Source organism: Hippea sp. KM1 (assembly GCF_000526195.1).
GTDB lineage: Bacteria > Campylobacterota_A > Desulfurellia > Desulfurellales > Hippeaceae > Hippea.
Window position 1 is genome coordinate 1,575,717 of sequence record NZ_JAFP01000001.1, and the last position, 16,692, is coordinate 1,592,408.

Here is a 16,692-nt window from a genome sequence, read left to right on the forward strand (position 1 = left end):
CTAAACTATGCCCCTTGCTTTTAATGCAAAGTCGTTTGGATTGGTTGCATGCTCCTTGGCCTCTTCAAACGAAACAAGACCCTTTTGATAAAGCTCAAGCAGCGATTGATCAAAGCTCTGCGTACCGTATGTCTCCCTGTTTATCTCTATGGATCTCTTTATATTATGGATCTTTTCAGCATCCAGTATAGCATCCCTCACCAGCTCGCTGGTTATCATAACCTCAACGGCAGGAACCATACCCTTGCCGTCTTTACGCTTCAAAAGCCTTTGGGAGATGACGGCCTCAATGGTTGCAGAAAGCTGCAATCTAATCTGTCTTTGCTCATTCAACGGGAATGCTGCAATGATCCTATTTATCGTCTCAACCGCATCCTTTGTGTGGAGCGTGGACATAACAAGATGCCCTGTTTCAACAGCCTCAAGTGCTGTGGATATGGTCTCCCTATCCCTCATCTCACCAACAAGAATCACATCGGGGTCCTCCCTCAGAGCACCCCTTAACCCATCGGCAAACGAAAGCACATCGTATCCTACCTGCCTCTGGACTATCGATGAATTTATATCCTTATGCAGGTATTCAATAGGATCCTCGATGGTTATAATGTGTTTTTTTCTGTTTCTGTTGATTATGTCCACCATGCAGGCCAGTGTGGTGGATTTGCCGCTGCCGGTAACGCCCGTCACCAGCACAAGCCCTCTGGGTTTTAAGGCTATGGTCTCTATAACCTTAGGCAGATTAAGGCTCTCAAGGGGTGGAATATCAAACGGTATAAACCTAAATATAGCCGCCGGTGTCCCCCTTTGGTAAAACAGATTTACCCTGAAGCGGCCAACACCGCTCAATCCATAACCTATGTCCACCTGCCTTTCTTTTCTGAACTTTTCCACCAGGAAGTCGTCTATCTTGTCGCTTTTTAGAAACTCCTCAAAATCCTCAAGGCTCAACGGCTCATCATCCTCATCCCTGATCATCTCACCGTTTATTCTAAAAAAGGGCTTGGATCCCACCTTAAGGTGTATATCACTGGCCTTTCTATCCCTTACCCTTGTCAATATCTCATCAACCCTCACCGTCGTCTCCTTTTGGATTGCAATTGAGTTTCTCCCTTAACTTCAACTCTATCTCATTAAGCAGATCTTCCCTTTCCCTTAAAAACTCCCTGACATTATCCCTGCCCTGACCGAGCCTCTCGTTGTTATAGGAAAACCACGATCCACTCTTTTCAACGATATCGTGCGCCACCGCAAGGTCCAGTATATCCCCAATCCTATCTACGCCCACCCCATAGAGTATGTCAAACTCGGCCTCTTTGAAGGGTGGGGCGACCTTATTCTTTACCACCTTTATCTTAACTCTATTGCCAACGGCCTCGTTCCCCTGCTTTATTGGGGATCCGCTCTTTCTAATCTCCATCCTTATGGATGAGTAAAACTTCAAGGCGTTGCCACCTGTTGTCGTTTCTGGATTTCCAAACATCACACCTATCTTCATCCTTATCTGATTCAAGAATATAATGGATGTGTTGGATTTACTTATGGCGCCGGTAAGCTTTCTCAATGCCTGACTCATAAGCCTTGCCTGCAAGCCCACATGGGCATCACCCATATCACCCTCTATCTCGGCCTGGGGCACCAGCGCAGCCACAGAATCCACCACTATAAGGTCAACGGCATTGCTCCTTACCAATGTATCTATAATCTCAAGCGCCTGTTCCCCGGAATCCGGCTGGCTAACCAACAGGTTATCCACATCGACGCCTAACTTCTCGGCATAATACACATCCAGGGCATGCTCCGCATCGACAAAAGCAGCTATCCCTCCCTCTTTCTGCGCAGAGGCTATGCAGTGTAATGCTATAGTCGTCTTACCACTGGACTCCTGGCCGTAAATCTCTATAATCCTGCCCCTTGGTATACCGCAAACGCCCAAAGCATAATCCAAAGACAATATACCGGTGGGTATAACATTGACATCAACGGCCTTAACATCGCCTAACTTCATTAATGCGCCCTTGCCGAATGTCTTCTCTATCTTGGATATGGCCATATTCAACGATTGAATCTTCTTTTCATCCATCTTACACCCCTTTTAAATTAAATTCTGCAATCTTGTTATAAACAGCCCCTTTTCTATAGAGCTTGCTTTCGTACAACGATACACTGCCTACCCTAAAACGCGGTTGTCTTTTGGTCAAAAATTCATCGCAAATCTTAATCAGCTCAACCGCCTCATCCGCTTTAACACCCCTCATCCTGCCAACGGTTAAATGACAAAAGGGTTTATTATCAGCCCTTCGAAAAACATCCAGCATATCGTTAACCGTCTCTGAAAAATCCTCAAAGGCCTCGTTCCTCTGGCCAAGCCACAAAACGGTTGGATTCCTCAGGCTCTTAAACACACCCGCCTTGTTTAGATGTATGTCAAAGGGGATTTGCCGTTCCGAGAAGCCCTCCATTAACTCCTTGATCCTTGCAATGGCAAAATCGGGCTGCTCCCCCATAAACTTCACCGTTATGTGCATGTTCTCCTTGGGCGTTATGCGAATTCCCCTGCTTCTGGTTTTAAGGCTACCCTCTAAATGCCATATTTCCTCTTTTATATCGTCAGGTATATCAAAGGCTATAAACAGTCTCATCCGCTTAAAATAATGTCCCTCAAAAGCAGTATAGCGTATCGAGCGGATTTTTCCCTAACCAATCTCCTATTGCCACCAAAAACAACCTTCTCAACCACCACACCGCCCTTTTTAGAGCCTACGCCTATATAAACCAAACCAACCGGTTTCTCCTTTGTTGCCCCGGAAGGGCCTGCAATACCCGTTGTAATAACACTGTAATCAGCATTGGTAAGATTTATGGCACCAATAGCCATGCCCTGAGCCGTCTGCTGACTGACAGCCCCAACGCTGTATAAAACATTGGGTGATACCTTCAATATATTGGTCTTTAGCTTGTTTGAATATGTAATGGCGCCACCCTCTAAATATGCAGAAACACCGGCAACATTGGCAATCTTGGCGGCAATTAAACCGCAGGTGCACGATTCTGCCGTTGCTATTTTTACATTCCTGTCCTTTAAAACCTCAAACAGGGCCTCTTCATGGCTCTGGCCGCTTGTTGTATAGCAACCCCTGAGGCTTTTATACCTTTCAACATCCTCACCCTTTATGCAAAAAACACCTTCAACCTCATCCCTATAAACAAGGTTTTCATCCCCCTTGCCGCTGTATTTGAACACCCTAACTATACTCATGTTTGAGGCAAAATGCCCAAGAACAACAGAAGCATCAACATCCTCTTTCAAATCGTAAGGGATAAATGCTACAGGCTTATCATAGACATAATCAAAAAACAACCCTTCACCAAATCCCTTAAAGCCCTTGGCTAGAACATAAGGGACCTTATCCTCAACAAAAACACTGCTCCTTTCAAACTCAGCAAGCATCAACTTCTGCAAATCAGACCAGGTCTCTTTTCTATACACAAAAACCATACCGTCGTTGGCCTCAAAAGCCATCGGCACGACCTTTCTAAGTTGAGATGGGGAATAGATGGTGCATCTGCAACCTATATCAACACCGTATCTGTAAAAAAACTCATCCGTCAATCCACTATCGGCCCCAAAACCGACATACACTATAGCCGTCGTCTTTCTGCTCATCTGACTATCACCTGCAAGATTATATTCACCATGAGACCACCCACGGCATCGTCTATCATTATGCCAAAGCCACCGCCTATCTTCTCTAACATATTAAGCGGTGGAACCTTGGATATATCAACCGCCCTAAACAGTATAAACCCCACAATGGCAACCAATGGATGGTAAGGAACGGCCATAAGCGATATTAGCATGCCCACAACCTCATCGATAATAACAAACGACGGATCCTTTATACCGTAAACATTCTCCATTACATCGCTTACCCAAACACCAACAATAAACAGCAAAACCACAAAGATGGCATACAGATAGATGCCTACATCCTTCAAAAACATATAAACCAAAAGCCCAAACAGGCTCCCCATCGTGCCCGGGGCGTATGCTGTGTATCCTATACCAAATACGGTGCTTATATGCTCTGAGAACCTCTGGATTGTATCCTCATTAATCTTCATTCAATCGTCCAAAAAAATCCACAACGGCATCTATGTGCTCCTCTTTTACTATCAATGGAGGTTCAAGCCTAACGGTTCTTTCGCCCGCCTTGCCAATCAATATGCCGTTTTCTAAAGCCCTTCTTACCACGCTGTCGGCATAGTCAGACTCACCAAAGACCACACCAACCATCAAACCCAAACCATTAACACCCCTATATTGCGGATTGTTTTGCAATACCTCATCAAGCCTCTCCATCATATAATTACCTAACCGCCTTGCCCTATCAATCAACCCATTTTCAATCACAAAGGATACCACCGATTTCGATACATAGCTTACAAGTGGATTGCCTCCAAATGTTGAGCCGTGTGTTCCGTATCCAAACCTATCGGCCACATCCTCCTTTGCAAGGAGCGCACCTATGGGCAGTCCCCCTCCAAGCCCCTTGGCAAGCGTAATTATATCAGGTTCTATGCCGTAATGTTCATAGGCAAACAACTTACCCGTTCTTCCTATGCCTGTTTGTATCTCATCGGCTATGAAGAGTATGTTATTGTCCTTACAATACTCAAACACATTCTTTATGTATCCCTTATCTGCCACATTTATGCCGCCTTCACCCTGAATAAACTCAACAAACACAGCAGCTGTCTTGCTATCTACCTTTTTAAGAAAATCGCTGTAATCATTGAATCTGGCATAGACAAACCCCTCCGGCAGGGGATCAAAACCCTTTTGATACTTGGTCTGGCCCGTCGCAGCCAACGCAGCCAAGGTCCTTCCATGAAAGGAATTCTCCATAGATACTATCTTATAGCGGCCCTCATCAAAAAGCCTTGCAAGCTTTATGGCAGCCTCGTTGGCCTCTGCGCCACTGTTGCAGAAAAAGACCTTATGGCAGCAGGAGTTTTTAACCAACAACTCAGCAAGGTCTGCCTGCTCTTTTATATAGTAAAGATTGGAAACATGGATTAGCTTCTCTGCCTGCTTCTTTATGGCGTCAACAACGACCCTGTGGGAATGACCCAAAACATTAACGGCGATCCCTGCAAGAAAATCTAAATAAGCCCTGCCGTTATAATCATACAGATATACCCCTTCTCCCCTCTCAAAGGCAACCTTGAACCTCTTATAGTTTCCTATAATGTATCTGTCGCTTTTGAAAAAGATATCCTCCACCTTTTATCTCCTTGCTCTTATATAATAACAATGGGGTTTCTTTGTCAAGAAAAAGAGGAAGGGAGAGACTCCCTATCCCCATTAGAATCCTATGGAACCAAGTGCAATATCCAAGAAGGAGCTTGGGAATATTCCAATGTATAGAACACAAATAGCTGCCAAAAGCACAACCGCTTTAACCGGAACGCTATTGAACAACTCAAGCTTGCTCTCGCTTTCACCCCTCATATACATGGTGACGATGATGTTTAAATAGAAGTAAGCAGAAATGGCACTATTCACAACACCGATAATGGCCAGCCAATACAGATGGGACTTAACGGCTGCAGAGAACAGATAGTATTTACCGACAAATCCCACTGTGGGTGGAACACCTGCCAAACCGAACATAAAGATAAGCATCGATGCCGCTATCAATGGGTGCTTATACCCAAATCCCCTTAGGTTTTCAATCTCGGTTCCCCTGTCCTCCTTCCTGCTGATAAGCTCCGCAACGGAGAATGCACCGAGGTTTAAGAAAACATAGGAGAACAGATAGAACATAACAGCACCGTAACCCAAGGAATTGGCTGCAACTATTCCAACGAGCATATAGCCTGCATGAGCAATGGAGGAATAACCCAAAAGCCTCTTTAGATCCTTCTGCCACAGGGCTACCGTATTACCGAAGGTCATGGTAAGAACAGCCACAACCCACAACACCTTTGTCCAGTTGGCCTCTATTGGGCCCATGCCAACAGCCACAAACCTCAGCAAGGCCAAAAAGCTTGCCGCTTTTGGTGCCACAGACATAAAGGCGCTCATAGGGGTTGGAGCCGATGCATAGACATCCGGCGTCCAGGAGTGGAATGGGAATGCTGCGATCTTGAAACCAAATCCCACAAACACGAACAGAAACGCCAGGATGGAGATCCATTTATGGAAGCTATCAGCATTAGCCAAAGAGGCTTTTATTGTGTTTAAATCAACACTACCAAACAGTCCGTAAAACAGGCCGATGCCCAATACAAGTAAGGTGGATGCAAACGAACCCAGGATAAAATACTTCATAGCCCCTTCGATGCTCTCTTCCTTGTTTCTTAAAAATCCTGTCAAGATATACATACCGATGGATAGCGTCTCAACGGCTATAAACATGACGATGAGGTTATAAGTGGATGCCAAAAGCTGCATCGCAACCAGGGAGAACAACAAAACCTCATAATACTCGCCTAAGTTTATATCTTCCCTTTTAAGAAAATCAAAGCTCATAATGATGGCCACAAACGCCGTAATGAGCATGATGATGCTGGCAAAGTTGCTGGCCTTATCCATCACGACCATATTGTTAAAGGCCGTCATGTTTGTGTTATACATAACAACAACAGCAGCAAAGGCAAAAACAACACCAAACAGTGCAAGCAAGCCGTTTACCGCTTTAAGCTTCTTAGGGAGCCACAGGTCTATCAACAGGATAGCAAAGGCAAAACCCGTAAGAATCAACTCAGGAATAATAGCTGTTAAGTCCTTCAACGAGTAAACCATACTTATACTCATAGCCACTCCCCTTTAGCCTTTTTTAACCACCACCGTCTTTGTCAGGCTAATCTGTGTCGTATTTACATTAGCCTCTGCGGTGGTTCTGTTTACCTGTTTAAGTAAGTGATCAACCGATACCCTCATTTTAGAAAGGAATGTCTGCGGATATATACCGATCCAGAAGACAAATACAAGCAACGGTATGAGATAGAGCCACTCCCTTATATTCATATCCGTAAGACCTAAATTCTTGGGGTTTGTGACCTTGTTGAAGAATACCCTCTTATACATCGTTAGCATATAGACAGCCGAGAAGAGACCGCCAAAGGCCACGATAATACCATAAACAGGTTTGCTCATGAAGGCACCCAACAGGATCATGAACTCACCCACAAAACCGTTGGTGCCGGGCACTGCTATAGATGAAAGTGTGAATATCATAAAGAAGGTCGCAAACACAGGCACAAGGTATGCCAAACCGCCGTATTCTGCAATGAGCCTTGTGTGTCTTCTCTCATAAACTATACCCACAACAAGGAACAAGGCGCCTGTTGAAATACCGTGGTTGATCATCTGAAGTATAGAACCCTCAACGCCGGTTTGCGTTAAGGCAAACATACCCAACATCGAATAACCCAGGTGGGAGACAGAGGAGTAAGCAACAAGCTTTTTGATGTCGGGCTGAACCATAGCCACGAAGGCACCATAGAATATGCCTATTATGGAAAGAACTATTACAAGCACTGCAAAGGCGTGTGTCATGTCGGGGAACATCGGGAGGTTGAACCTTAGGAATCCGTATGTTCCCATCTTAAGCAATACGCCTGCCAGGATGACCGAACCGGCTGTTGGAGCCTCGACATGTGCCCATGGAAGCCATGTGTGGAACGGCCACATAGGAACCTTGATGGCAAACGCTATAAAGAACGCCAAGAACAGCCACAACTGCAGATGGTGTGGCAATGGCTGCTGCATGAGCTTAACCATATCCATGGTGTATGTGCCTGTGTATTTGTGGTGCAAGAAATACAGAGCCATGATAGCCACAAGCATAAACACACTACCAGCAAAGGTATAGAGGAAGAACTTCATTGTTGCAAAAACCCTGTTTGGACCACCCCAGATTCCTATCATTAGATACATAGGTATGAGCTGAAGCTCCCAGAAAACATAGAACAGGAAGACATCCAAGGAGATAAACACGCCGAGCATACCGGTCTGCATCAAGAGTATAACAATATTGAACAGCTTAACCTTCTTATCGATAGCCTTCCAGGTGGACAGCTGGGCAATGGGCGTTAGGAATGTGGTCAGCAATACCAAAAACAGGCTTATACCGTCAACGCCCACATAATACTGAAAGCCCAATGATTTAATCCACGGAACCCTCTCCACAAACTGCATGTGATAGGTTGTCGGATCAAAATAGAAGAACAGCGGCAGAGAGATAATAAAATCCAGCACCAGGAAACCGAAGGTAACATACTTTATGAGGTTCTCATTCTTCTCGCTAATTAGTGCAACTATAAACGCACCTACAAGCGGAAGAAAGGTTATCGTTGTTAATATCGGAAAATGCAGTTGATTCATATCCATAGCCCAACTCCTTAACTAAATAATTTTAACAAGATACCAACCGCTTAACACAATGATTCCCAGACTAATCCAGTAAGCATAGTTATTCACAAACCCCGTCTGGAGCAGTCTTAAGCCCTTTCCAACCCTACCTGCAATCCAGCCTGCTCCATCGACCATTCCTTTATCTATCATAATGACATCCACAATCTTCCACAGGAAGTTAGTGGATACCCACCAGAACGGCTTTACTATGCAGCAATACACGAACTCATCGACATAGTATGTGTTAGCAAGGAGCGTATAGATGGGCTTGAACATGCTTGCAATCTTCTCTGCTGTAATGATCTTTTTGATGTATATAGCCCAGGCTGTAAAGATACCTGCAAGACCCATAGTGACGGATATACCCATCAGGAGGACCTCTGAATAATGGGCCTCGTGGGCAACCTCAGTAGTTGGAGCAGTATGGGTGACAAACCACTCAAACGGTATATGACCACCTATATGAAGACCTACCCAACCACCAACAATTGAAAGGAGACCCAAAACCCACATAGGTATGGTCATTACAGGGGGTGCCTCATGCGTATGTAAATCGTGATACAATCCCTCAACCTTCTCCTCACCATAGAACACGCTAAAGACAAACCTAAACATATAGAATGCCGTCATGAATGCTGTAATCTCACCCACTATCCAGATGAACGGATGCCCCATCTCAAGGGCACTTGCCAATATGGCGTCTTTTGAGAAGAAACCGGCAAACGGGGGAATACCCGATATAGCCAGTGATGCTATAACCATCAAGATAGCCGTTTGTGGCATGTATTTTTTCAAGTTACCCATAAGGTCTATGGAAAGCAGACCCCTCATGGAGTGCATAACAGCACCGGCTCCCAAGAAGAGGAGACCTTTAAAGAACGCATGGGTCATCAGGTGGAACATACCGGTCCAGTAAGCACCAACACCAACACCTATAAACATGTATCCCAGCTGGGATAGTGTCGAGTATGCAAGAATCCTTTTAATATCCTTATGCGTCAAAGCCATTGTGGCTGCATAGAACGCTGTAAAGGCGCCAACGCTTGCAACAACCTCTTGAGCCACGGGGGTTAAGGAGAAAATGGCGTTTGACCTTGCAACCATATAGACACCGGCTGTAACCATTGTTGCTGCGTGAATCAAGGATGAAACAGGTGTCGGACCCTCCATAGCATCGGTCAACCATATATACAGCGGGAACTGAGCAGATTTACCAACAGCACCTAAAAAGAGTGCCAAACCGATTATCGTTGCTGCAGTTGAGCCAAAACCCAAAACCTCCTCAGCCCTTGGAAACACATCCGTATAGGTAACACTGCCAAAGTAATGAATCAAGAACAGAACGCCGATAATGAATCCAGCATCACCTATCCTGTTTACAACAAAGGCCTTCTCACCTGCATCTGCAGCCGTATCCTTCTCATACCAGAAACCAATCAACAGATAGGATGCCAAACCGACGCCTTCCCAACCCACAAACATCAACAGATAGTTGTTGCCCAGAATAAGGATGAGCATTGCTGTGACGAACAGGTTGAGATAGGCAAAATAGCGTGCATAGCCCCTGTCGCCCTTCATATAGCCGTTTGAATAGATGTGAATCATCCACGAAACAAAGGTAACGACAAAGAGCATCACTGCAGAGACATAATCAACCCTCAATCCAAACGGAACCGTAACCCCTTTGAAGGGCAGCCATGTGAAGTATGTGTACTCAACTATGTGCCCCTTCAAGACGGAGATTATTGGGAACAGACCCAATATAAACGAGATTCCTAAAGCCGTAGCAGCTATAACGCCTGCAATAGGTTTTGTCCACTTACCAAAGATACCGTTGATAAGAAAACCTATAAGAGGCGTCAATACAACGAACAGCAATATCACTTTCATTTCTCTTCCCCTCTCACTTTCTTAAGATTGAGAAGTCGTTGATATCAACACTCTTCTTTTTCTTATACATCATAACAGCAATAGCCAACCCCACAGCCGTCTCAGAAGCAGCCACAGCCGCCACAAATAGAAACATCACCTGGCCTGAAACATTGCCAATATAGTAAGACATGGCAATGAGCAACAGACCCGCTCCATTTATCATAACCTCAAGCGACATAAGCACGATCATAAAATTCCTTCTAATCATAACGCCTGTTGCGCCTATGGCAATCAGCAATGCAGATACAATCATGTATTGAGTTAACATAGATACCCCCTTACTTTATATCCCTCTTTGTAAGCACAACCGCACCCAGAAGAGCAACCAGCAGGATGATAGCGGTTACCTCAAACGGCAACAGATACTGTTTAAACAACACCTCACCGATGAGCTTGGTATTGCTACCGTCCATGGCGAGGTTCTTCCCTGCATTGCTTAAATCGATCCTGAACTTATAGGCAAGCAAACCCAAATCCGCAACAAGACCAGCACCGATCAGCGCAGGCCAATACCACTGCGGATTAAACCTCTTAAGACCCTCCAGCGTGCGCCTGTTCATAACCATCATGGTCAGGGTAATCATAACAGCTATAGCACCAGCATAGACTATCAGCTGCAACATGGCGTTAAACTGGGCATGCAGCATTACAAACAGGCCAGCTATTCCAAAGAAGGTAAGAACCATAAACAGTGCTGCCCTGTATGGGTTTTTGCTCAACAACACACCCAGGGCACCGCCTACGGTTATAATCGCTATAATGTAAAATACGATCGCTTCCATTTCTATCACCCTTCTTTACTTTTTGAGTTTAACAGTTGTTCTTTTGTGTAAATAAACTTCTCCCTGTCATACTCCGCAAGCTCGTATTTGTCCGTCATGCTTAATGCCAGCTCAGGACACACCTCCACGCACAGACCGCAGAAGAGACACCTGCCCAGATCGATCTCGTATTCAGCGGCGTTCTTGGTGTGATCCTCGTTCTCCACAGGTGTAATCTTTATGCACTTAGACGGACAAACCCTCTCGCATAAGCCGCAATCTATACACTTGATCTTGCCACTATCCTCGAATGTCTCTAAGGCGTGCAACCATCTGCCCCTCTCTGGAACCTCAAGCCTCTCGTTCGGATACTGGCATGTAACCGGTTTTGTAAACAGATACTTTATGGTAACCGCCAAACCCTTTCGTAAATCGTTAAATAACATTGCACCTTCCTCCTAATAAACGGGTAGACCTATTGCCAATGCAAAGCCTGTCCAGAGTATATTCAATACCATCAAAGGCAATAGAGCTTTCCAAGCTATATCCATCAACTGATCGTATCTGTACCTTGGGAAGGTACCCCAGAACCATGTAAACATAAAGATGAATGCCAAGATCTTAATCCAATACCAGACAAAACCGGGCAATACAGGACCGCTCCAGCCACCCAAAAATACTATCGAAGCTAAAGCAGAAACGACAAAGATCGTAACATACTGCCCGAAGAAGAACATACCCATCTTAAGACCGGAAAACTCCGTCATATGACCAGCAACAAGCTCAGGCTCTGCCTCAGGCAAATCGAACGGAACCCTCGCTGTTGCAGCAATCATGGCTATAACAAAGGCCACAAAGGCAAATGGCTGATAGAAAACAAACCAAAGGTGCTTCTGCGCCTCAACTATCTCTGTTAGATCCAATGAGTGAGCCATCAATATGGGGTTTAATAGAGCCAACGCCAATATAGCCTCATAGCTTACAACCTGAGCAGCCTCCCTCTGGGATCCAACCATGGAGTATTTTGAACCACCGGATGCGATACCTGCGGTTAGAACACCAAAGGATGCCAATCCCAACATAGCTAATATGTAAAGTATGTCTATCTTGGAATGGAACACGCTTAAGTAAAACACCTTACCGTTTGCCAGATGAATTGGTGGTCCAAACGGAATGGCAACCGCAGCAGCAAATGGCAAGGATGCAGCAATCATAGGAGCTACCCAGAATAGCGGCTTATCCGCCCTATCCGGTATAACATCCTCTTTCCAGAAGCTCTTAATGGTGTCTGCTATAGGCTGCAAGAGTCCATAAGGACCAACCCTCTTGGGCCCTATCCTCTGCTGCATGTGTCCTATAACCTTCCTCTCATACCAGGTTGCATACATAACATAGACACTCAAAACAGTAACAACCACAACCAGTTTTACTATTGCTATCAATACTTCCATGGCTACTCACCCTTCGTAATTTTTGCGCTAAATAGGTTATTAAACGAACCACTCAAATTATAACCGTTTACGCCCTCATACCATAGCGGAACACTCACAACGCCCTTTGGCATCTTCTCATCTATCCTGACCTTCAACGACACACCACCGATGCCCTCTATCTTGACTGCATCGCCGTCTGCAACCCCTAAGCCCTCTGCATCCTCAGGGTTCAACTCCGCAACAGCCTCAGGCGATGCGATATAGGCTCCCTCTCCGAAAGATGAGAAGATTCCCGATCTAAACTTGGAGTAAACCAGAACACCCTTAAGCCCATCGCCAAAGGAAGTGCTATTTGCATCAACCTTTACAAAGCCGGCAAGCTCCCCTTCAAGCTCAAATGAACCCTTGTTTATCAAATCCTCTATCATGCCGGAAGGCAAGTTATAACCGTAATGGGAGGATACATCGGCCAATACCCTCCATGCCGGCTTGTTGGCTTCTGATAAGGCCTTCTTTACCTTGTTGAGCTTGCCCTCTATGTTTACAAAGTGTCCATCAACACCGGCAAATGTTGCAGCAGGCAAGACAACATCGGCACGCTTTGCCGTCTCAGACATGTATGTCTGAATGGATACAACACTGGTATTCTCAAATACAAATGCGGCATCCTCATCGCTCATCAACTCAAACAGGTCGGCATTCATAAGCAGGAGGGTCTTTATCTTGCCTTCCTGTATTAGATTTTTGAGATTATAGATGGAGAAATCACCCTCTGACCTTTTACCATAAACATCAAAGCCGCTTGCAACACCGGCATACAAAGAGCCGTATGCGTTGTTGTACTTGCTCGATACATAGAGTTTAACCTTCTCACCAAACAGCAACATCAGGTTGGCCAAAGCTTTGGCTACATCCTCTTCAAACGGCCTCTCCAAAGCCTCCTGACCCACAACAAAGGCAATCTTATTGGCCTCTGCCAAAGCCTTAACAGCATCCTCTGCTATCTCATAGCTGCCATCTGAAATATCGGCATTAACGCCTAATGCCTGCGATAAAGCGCCAAACAGGCTCAAAAGGAACTTAACCTCATCGCCTGCCTCATACCTTAAGGCTATGCTGCCCAGGGTATCAATCTTGGTATCCCTCCAATAGGCGCTCACAAGCTTGGACTTCTTCAATAGCTTAACATTCCTTGTAATCTGCCAATCCAGGCGTGGCATCTCATTTGCGACATCACCGCCGAAGGCAAAGATCACATCACACTCTTCCATATCCCTTACATTGTTAAACGGCGCCACACCCTTCGGTAAATACCTATAAAGCTTTGTCAGGTGGGTTGATGCTGCCGCATCGATGTTGTTGTTCTTTACGGCGTTGTTCATAAATATCTTAACAGCATACTCATCCTCAACTGTGCCCCTGCTTCCGCAGATAGCAGCCACCTTATCGTTATCTGCAGATTTCAAAACCCTTACAGCCTCTGCAACAGCACTATCGTATGAGGTCTTTCTACCCTTTACATAGGCATCGAAAACAAGGTTCTTCTGTTCAACAACCGAATAGTTAAACCTTCCTAAATTACAGAGGTTGGCCATGTTGGGTGTATCATCCTCGCTTGTCACCCTCAATACTTTATTGTCCTTAACATTCAAATCCATCTGACAGCCGGATGCGCAGAACTGACAGGTGGTCCTGACCTTTTCCATCTCCCACGGGCGTGCCTTGTACTTAAACAACTTGCTACTCATAGCGCCCGTTGGACAGATGCTTACGCACTGACCGCAGAATTCACACTCAAGCGGCTTGCCGTCCTTTGTGTCGACCTCTCTGCCGCCCCATTCCTTTTTAACCATAGCCAGGATGCCAAAGTTAACCACCTTATCACAGATGGTAACACAGCGGCGGCAGGCTATACAGAGGTTGGCATCGTGATGGATTATTCTCCACTCATAGTGTATGGACTTGTTCGGCACACTTAAAGGATCGGCCTCTTCCTCTTTTGGGTTACTGGTGATATTCAAGTAATAGTTTACATCCTGCAGGTCGCATTCACCACTCTTGTCGCAGACACCGCATTGCAGAGGATGGAACTTATCCCACTCTTGAACTATACCTTCCCTAAACTCCTTAACCTTATCCGAATCGGTCAATACCTCCATGCCGTCCTTTACCTTAACGGCGCAGGAGAGCATGGGCTTTTTCATGCCAACTATCTCAACGGCACAGACCCTACAGGCACCAATGGCGCCAAACCTATCTGAATAGCAGATGGCCGGTATATAGATGCCGTTTCTCCTTGCCACCTGCAATATGGATTCATCCTTGGTCGCTTCGTATTCCTTACCGTTTATTTTTATTTTTACAGTATCAGCCATTCCTACACCCCTTATCTATCGCATTCGCCGAACACGAAGTCTAAACTACCGATTACCGAAATAATATCCGCAATTAGGCCACCCTGAACCATCTTCGGCATTGCACTGATGTTGATAAACGACGGTGAGCGGATTTTGAGCCTGTAAGGCTTACCCTCTCCCGTTGAATAGATATAGAAGCCAAGCTCACCCTTGGGGTTTTCTGCGCCAAAGTAAACCTCACCGGCAGGAGCCTTAATGCCCTTGACCACCTTGACAAAGTGTTTCATCAAGGCATAGTTGTGCATCATAAGCCTCTCTTTAGGCTCCCATACATACTCAGGCTTATCTATCATAGCCGGACCAGATGGCATCTTCTCAATGCACTGCTCAAGTATCTTGTTGGATTGGACCATCTCATCCATTCTGACAAGGTATCGTGCATACACATCACCCTCATCGTATACCGGCACCTCAAAGTTCAGCTCCGGATATACAGCATAGGGCACATCCCTTCTTAGATCCCAATCAACTCCACTTCCCCTTGTGCAAGGACCGGCTATGCCGTAATTTATGGCATCCTCCTTTGAGATATAACCGACATCCTTTGTCCTTTTTAGCCATATCCTGTTTTTGCTCAAAAGCGTATGGTACTCCTTAACCTTCTTGGGGAAGAGCTTAACAAACTCTTTCAACCTATCCATGAACCCATTGGGCAGATCCCTTGCAACACCGCCTATCCTTATGTAGTTGTAAGTCAGCCTGTTTCCGCAGGCCATCTCATACATATCAAGGATATACTCCCTCTCCCTGAAGCAGTATAAGAACACCGTCATGGCGCCAATATCCAAGGCGTGCGTTGCAAGCCAAACAAGATGGGAAGCAATCCTGCCCAACTCGGCCATTATGACCCTGATGTATTGAGCCCTTTCAGGGATCTCCTTATCGATCCCAAGGAGCTTCTCAACGGCCATAACATAAGCCAAGTTGTTGTTCATGGCTGCAAGATAGTCAAGCCTATCCGTATAGGGGTTGAACTGCTGATAGGTCATGTTTTCTGCAAGCTTCTCAATACCCCTATGCAAAAAACCTACCTGGGGGTCGGAGTCAACGATCCTCTCACCATCCAGCTTAACCACATACCTCAAAACACCGTGGGTGGCCGGATGCTGAGGACCAACATTGATTATAACCTCTCTCTCATTCTTCACCTGATAAGTTTCATTCATGTTCTATACTCCTTATTAAGGCATCCTTGTGTGTCTGGGCTTTTTAATCTGTCCTTCAGGGAGGTGCTTATCCAGCCATATATCGTCTTCTGGTTTACCCTTCAAAGGATAATCCTTCCTCAAAGGATAACCCTCCCAATCCTCCGGCATCAAGATCCTTCTCAAATCTGGATGGTTGTTGAACTTAATGCCGAACATATCGTATGTTTCCCTCTCATCCCAGTTGGCCGAATGCCAGATATCACAAACGCTGTCAACCGGTTCATCCTCTTTTGTTCTGGTCTTTACCCTCATTATCATCTTATAGGGAATGGATCTAAGCTCATAGACCAAATCAAACCTCTCTTCCCTTTCTGGAAAATCCACAGCAGTCATCATAACCAAATAATCAAACCTTAGCTCGCTATCATCGTGTAAAAACTGCATAAGCTCATGGAGCTTTTCCTTCTTTATTGTAACCGATAGCTCATCCCTGAATGTATCATGCTCAATGATGTATTCACCAAACTTCGACTGTATCCTCTCAAACAACTCCTCGTTAGTCATAAGACTCTCCTTTTC

General features: G+C 45.4%; 16 protein-coding genes. All 16 read right to left on the reverse strand.

Annotated elements, in window-relative coordinates; translation table 11 throughout:
• The 16 genes from D891_RS0108090 to D891_RS0108165 all read right to left on the reverse strand — a co-directional run bounded on the left by D891_RS0108090 (position 1) and on the right by D891_RS0108165 (position 16,677).
• Positions 1–1,074, reverse strand: coding sequence for a type IV pilus twitching motility protein PilT (locus tag D891_RS0108090; protein ID WP_025270608.1), 1,074 nt, complete (start codon positions 1,072–1,074; stop codon positions 1–3).
• Positions 1,064–2,080 (reverse strand): recombinase RecA, encoded by a 1,017-nt coding sequence (gene recA / locus D891_RS0108095; RefSeq protein WP_025270609.1) that lies wholly within the window; start codon positions 2,078–2,080, stop codon positions 1,064–1,066. The genes D891_RS0108090 and recA overlap by 11 nt, the downstream gene beginning before the upstream one ends.
• Position 2,081: 1 nt before the next feature.
• Positions 2,082–2,639 carry an RNA 2',3'-cyclic phosphodiesterase gene (thpR, locus tag D891_RS0108100; protein ID WP_025270610.1) on the reverse strand — a complete coding sequence of 186 codons (558 nt, stop codon included), beginning with the start codon at positions 2,637–2,639 and terminating at the stop codon, positions 2,082–2,084.
• On the reverse strand, positions 2,636–3,664 hold the full coding sequence (locus D891_RS09930) for a CinA family protein (protein WP_025270611.1): 1,029 nt from the start codon (positions 3,662–3,664) through the stop codon (positions 2,636–2,638). The genes thpR and D891_RS09930 overlap by 4 nt, the downstream gene beginning before the upstream one ends.
• A complete protein-coding gene (locus tag D891_RS0108110) occupies positions 3,661–4,122 on the reverse strand; it encodes a phosphatidylglycerophosphatase A family protein (RefSeq protein ID WP_025270612.1) in 462 nt (153 codons plus the stop codon). The genes D891_RS09930 and D891_RS0108110 overlap by 4 nt, the downstream gene beginning before the upstream one ends.
• Complete coding sequence (locus D891_RS0108115; RefSeq protein WP_025270613.1) at positions 4,112–5,284, reverse strand: aspartate aminotransferase family protein; 1,173 nt, start codon at positions 5,282–5,284, stop codon at positions 4,112–4,114. Before D891_RS0108115 ends, D891_RS0108110 begins: the two co-directional genes overlap by 11 nt.
• Positions 5,285–5,365: 81 nt before the next feature.
• A complete protein-coding gene (locus tag D891_RS0108120) occupies positions 5,366–6,820 on the reverse strand; it encodes an NADH-quinone oxidoreductase subunit N (protein ID WP_025270614.1) in 1,455 nt (484 codons plus the stop codon).
• Between the two features lie 12 nt (positions 6,821–6,832).
• On the reverse strand, positions 6,833–8,398 hold the full coding sequence (locus D891_RS0108125; protein WP_029952164.1) for an NADH-quinone oxidoreductase subunit M: 1,566 nt from the start codon (positions 8,396–8,398) through the stop codon (positions 6,833–6,835).
• Positions 8,399–8,413: 15 nt separating this feature from the next.
• Positions 8,414–10,312: an NADH-quinone oxidoreductase subunit L gene (gene nuoL, locus D891_RS0108130; protein ID WP_025270616.1), complete on the reverse strand. Its 1,899-nt coding sequence runs from the start codon at positions 10,310–10,312 to the stop codon at positions 8,414–8,416.
• Between the two features lie 13 nt (positions 10,313–10,325).
• Complete coding sequence (gene nuoK, locus D891_RS0108135) at positions 10,326–10,622, reverse strand: NADH-quinone oxidoreductase subunit NuoK (protein ID WP_025270617.1); 297 nt, start codon at positions 10,620–10,622, stop codon at positions 10,326–10,328.
• A gap of 10 nt (positions 10,623–10,632) precedes the next feature.
• The gene (locus D891_RS0108140; protein ID WP_025270618.1) at positions 10,633–11,136 is read right to left on the reverse strand and encodes an NADH-quinone oxidoreductase subunit J family protein; all 504 of its coding nucleotides are present in this window, start codon (positions 11,134–11,136) and stop codon (positions 10,633–10,635) included.
• A gap of 5 nt (positions 11,137–11,141) precedes the next feature.
• Positions 11,142–11,561: a NuoI/complex I 23 kDa subunit family protein gene (locus tag D891_RS0108145; RefSeq protein ID WP_025270619.1), complete on the reverse strand. Its 420-nt coding sequence runs from the start codon at positions 11,559–11,561 to the stop codon at positions 11,142–11,144.
• A gap of 12 nt (positions 11,562–11,573) precedes the next feature.
• A complete protein-coding gene (gene nuoH, locus D891_RS0108150; RefSeq protein WP_025270620.1) occupies positions 11,574–12,566 on the reverse strand; it encodes an NADH-quinone oxidoreductase subunit NuoH in 993 nt (330 codons plus the stop codon).
• Between the two features lie 2 nt (positions 12,567–12,568).
• Positions 12,569–14,923 (reverse strand): molybdopterin-dependent oxidoreductase, encoded by a 2,355-nt coding sequence (locus D891_RS0108155; RefSeq protein ID WP_025270621.1) that lies wholly within the window; start codon positions 14,921–14,923, stop codon positions 12,569–12,571.
• An 11-nt stretch (positions 14,924–14,934) separates the two neighbouring features.
• A complete protein-coding gene (gene nuoD, locus D891_RS0108160) occupies positions 14,935–16,131 on the reverse strand; it encodes an NADH dehydrogenase (quinone) subunit D (protein WP_025270622.1) in 1,197 nt (398 codons plus the stop codon).
• 15 nt (positions 16,132–16,146) lie between these two features.
• Entirely contained in the window at positions 16,147–16,677 is a 531-nt protein-coding gene (locus D891_RS0108165) for an NADH-quinone oxidoreductase subunit C (protein WP_025270623.1), read from the reverse strand.
• Between the last annotated feature and the right edge of the window lie 15 nt (positions 16,678–16,692).

Bases quoted from the DNA above. Each gene is read 5' to 3' on its own strand.
- D891_RS0108155 (WP_025270621.1), bottom strand. From the start codon at position 14,923: ATGGCTGATACTGTAAAAATAAAAATAAACGGTAAGGAATACGAAGCG.
- nuoH (WP_025270620.1), bottom strand. From the start codon at position 12,566: ATGGAAGTATTGATAGCAATAGTAAAACTGGTTGTGGTTGTTACTGTT.
- D891_RS09930 (WP_025270611.1), bottom strand. From the start codon at position 3,664: ATGAGCAGAAAGACGACGGCTATAGTGTATGTCGGTTTTGGGGCCGAT.
- D891_RS0108120 (WP_025270614.1), bottom strand. From the start codon at position 6,820: ATGAGTATAAGTATGGTTTACTCGTTGAAGGACTTAACAGCTATTATT.
- thpR (WP_025270610.1), bottom strand. From the start codon at position 2,639: ATGAGACTGTTTATAGCCTTTGATATACCTGACGATATAAAAGAGGAA.
- D891_RS0108145 (WP_025270619.1), bottom strand. From the start codon at position 11,561: ATGTTATTTAACGATTTACGAAAGGGTTTGGCGGTTACCATAAAGTAT.
- nuoD (WP_025270622.1), bottom strand. From the start codon at position 16,131: ATGAATGAAACTTATCAGGTGAAGAATGAGAGAGAGGTTATAATCAAT.
- D891_RS0108165 (WP_025270623.1), bottom strand. From the start codon at position 16,677: ATGACTAACGAGGAGTTGTTTGAGAGGATACAGTCGAAGTTTGGTGAA.
- D891_RS0108110 (WP_025270612.1), bottom strand. From the start codon at position 4,122: ATGAAGATTAATGAGGATACAATCCAGAGGTTCTCAGAGCATATAAGC.
- D891_RS0108140 (WP_025270618.1), bottom strand. From the start codon at position 11,136: ATGGAAGCGATCGTATTTTACATTATAGCGATTATAACCGTAGGCGGT.
- nuoL (WP_025270616.1), bottom strand. From the start codon at position 10,312: ATGAAAGTGATATTGCTGTTCGTTGTATTGACGCCTCTTATAGGTTTT.
- recA (WP_025270609.1), bottom strand. From the start codon at position 2,080: ATGGATGAAAAGAAGATTCAATCGTTGAATATGGCCATATCCAAGATA.
- D891_RS0108125 (WP_029952164.1), bottom strand. From the start codon at position 8,398: ATGGATATGAATCAACTGCATTTTCCGATATTAACAACGATAACCTTT.
- nuoK (WP_025270617.1), bottom strand. From the start codon at position 10,622: ATGTTAACTCAATACATGATTGTATCTGCATTGCTGATTGCCATAGGC.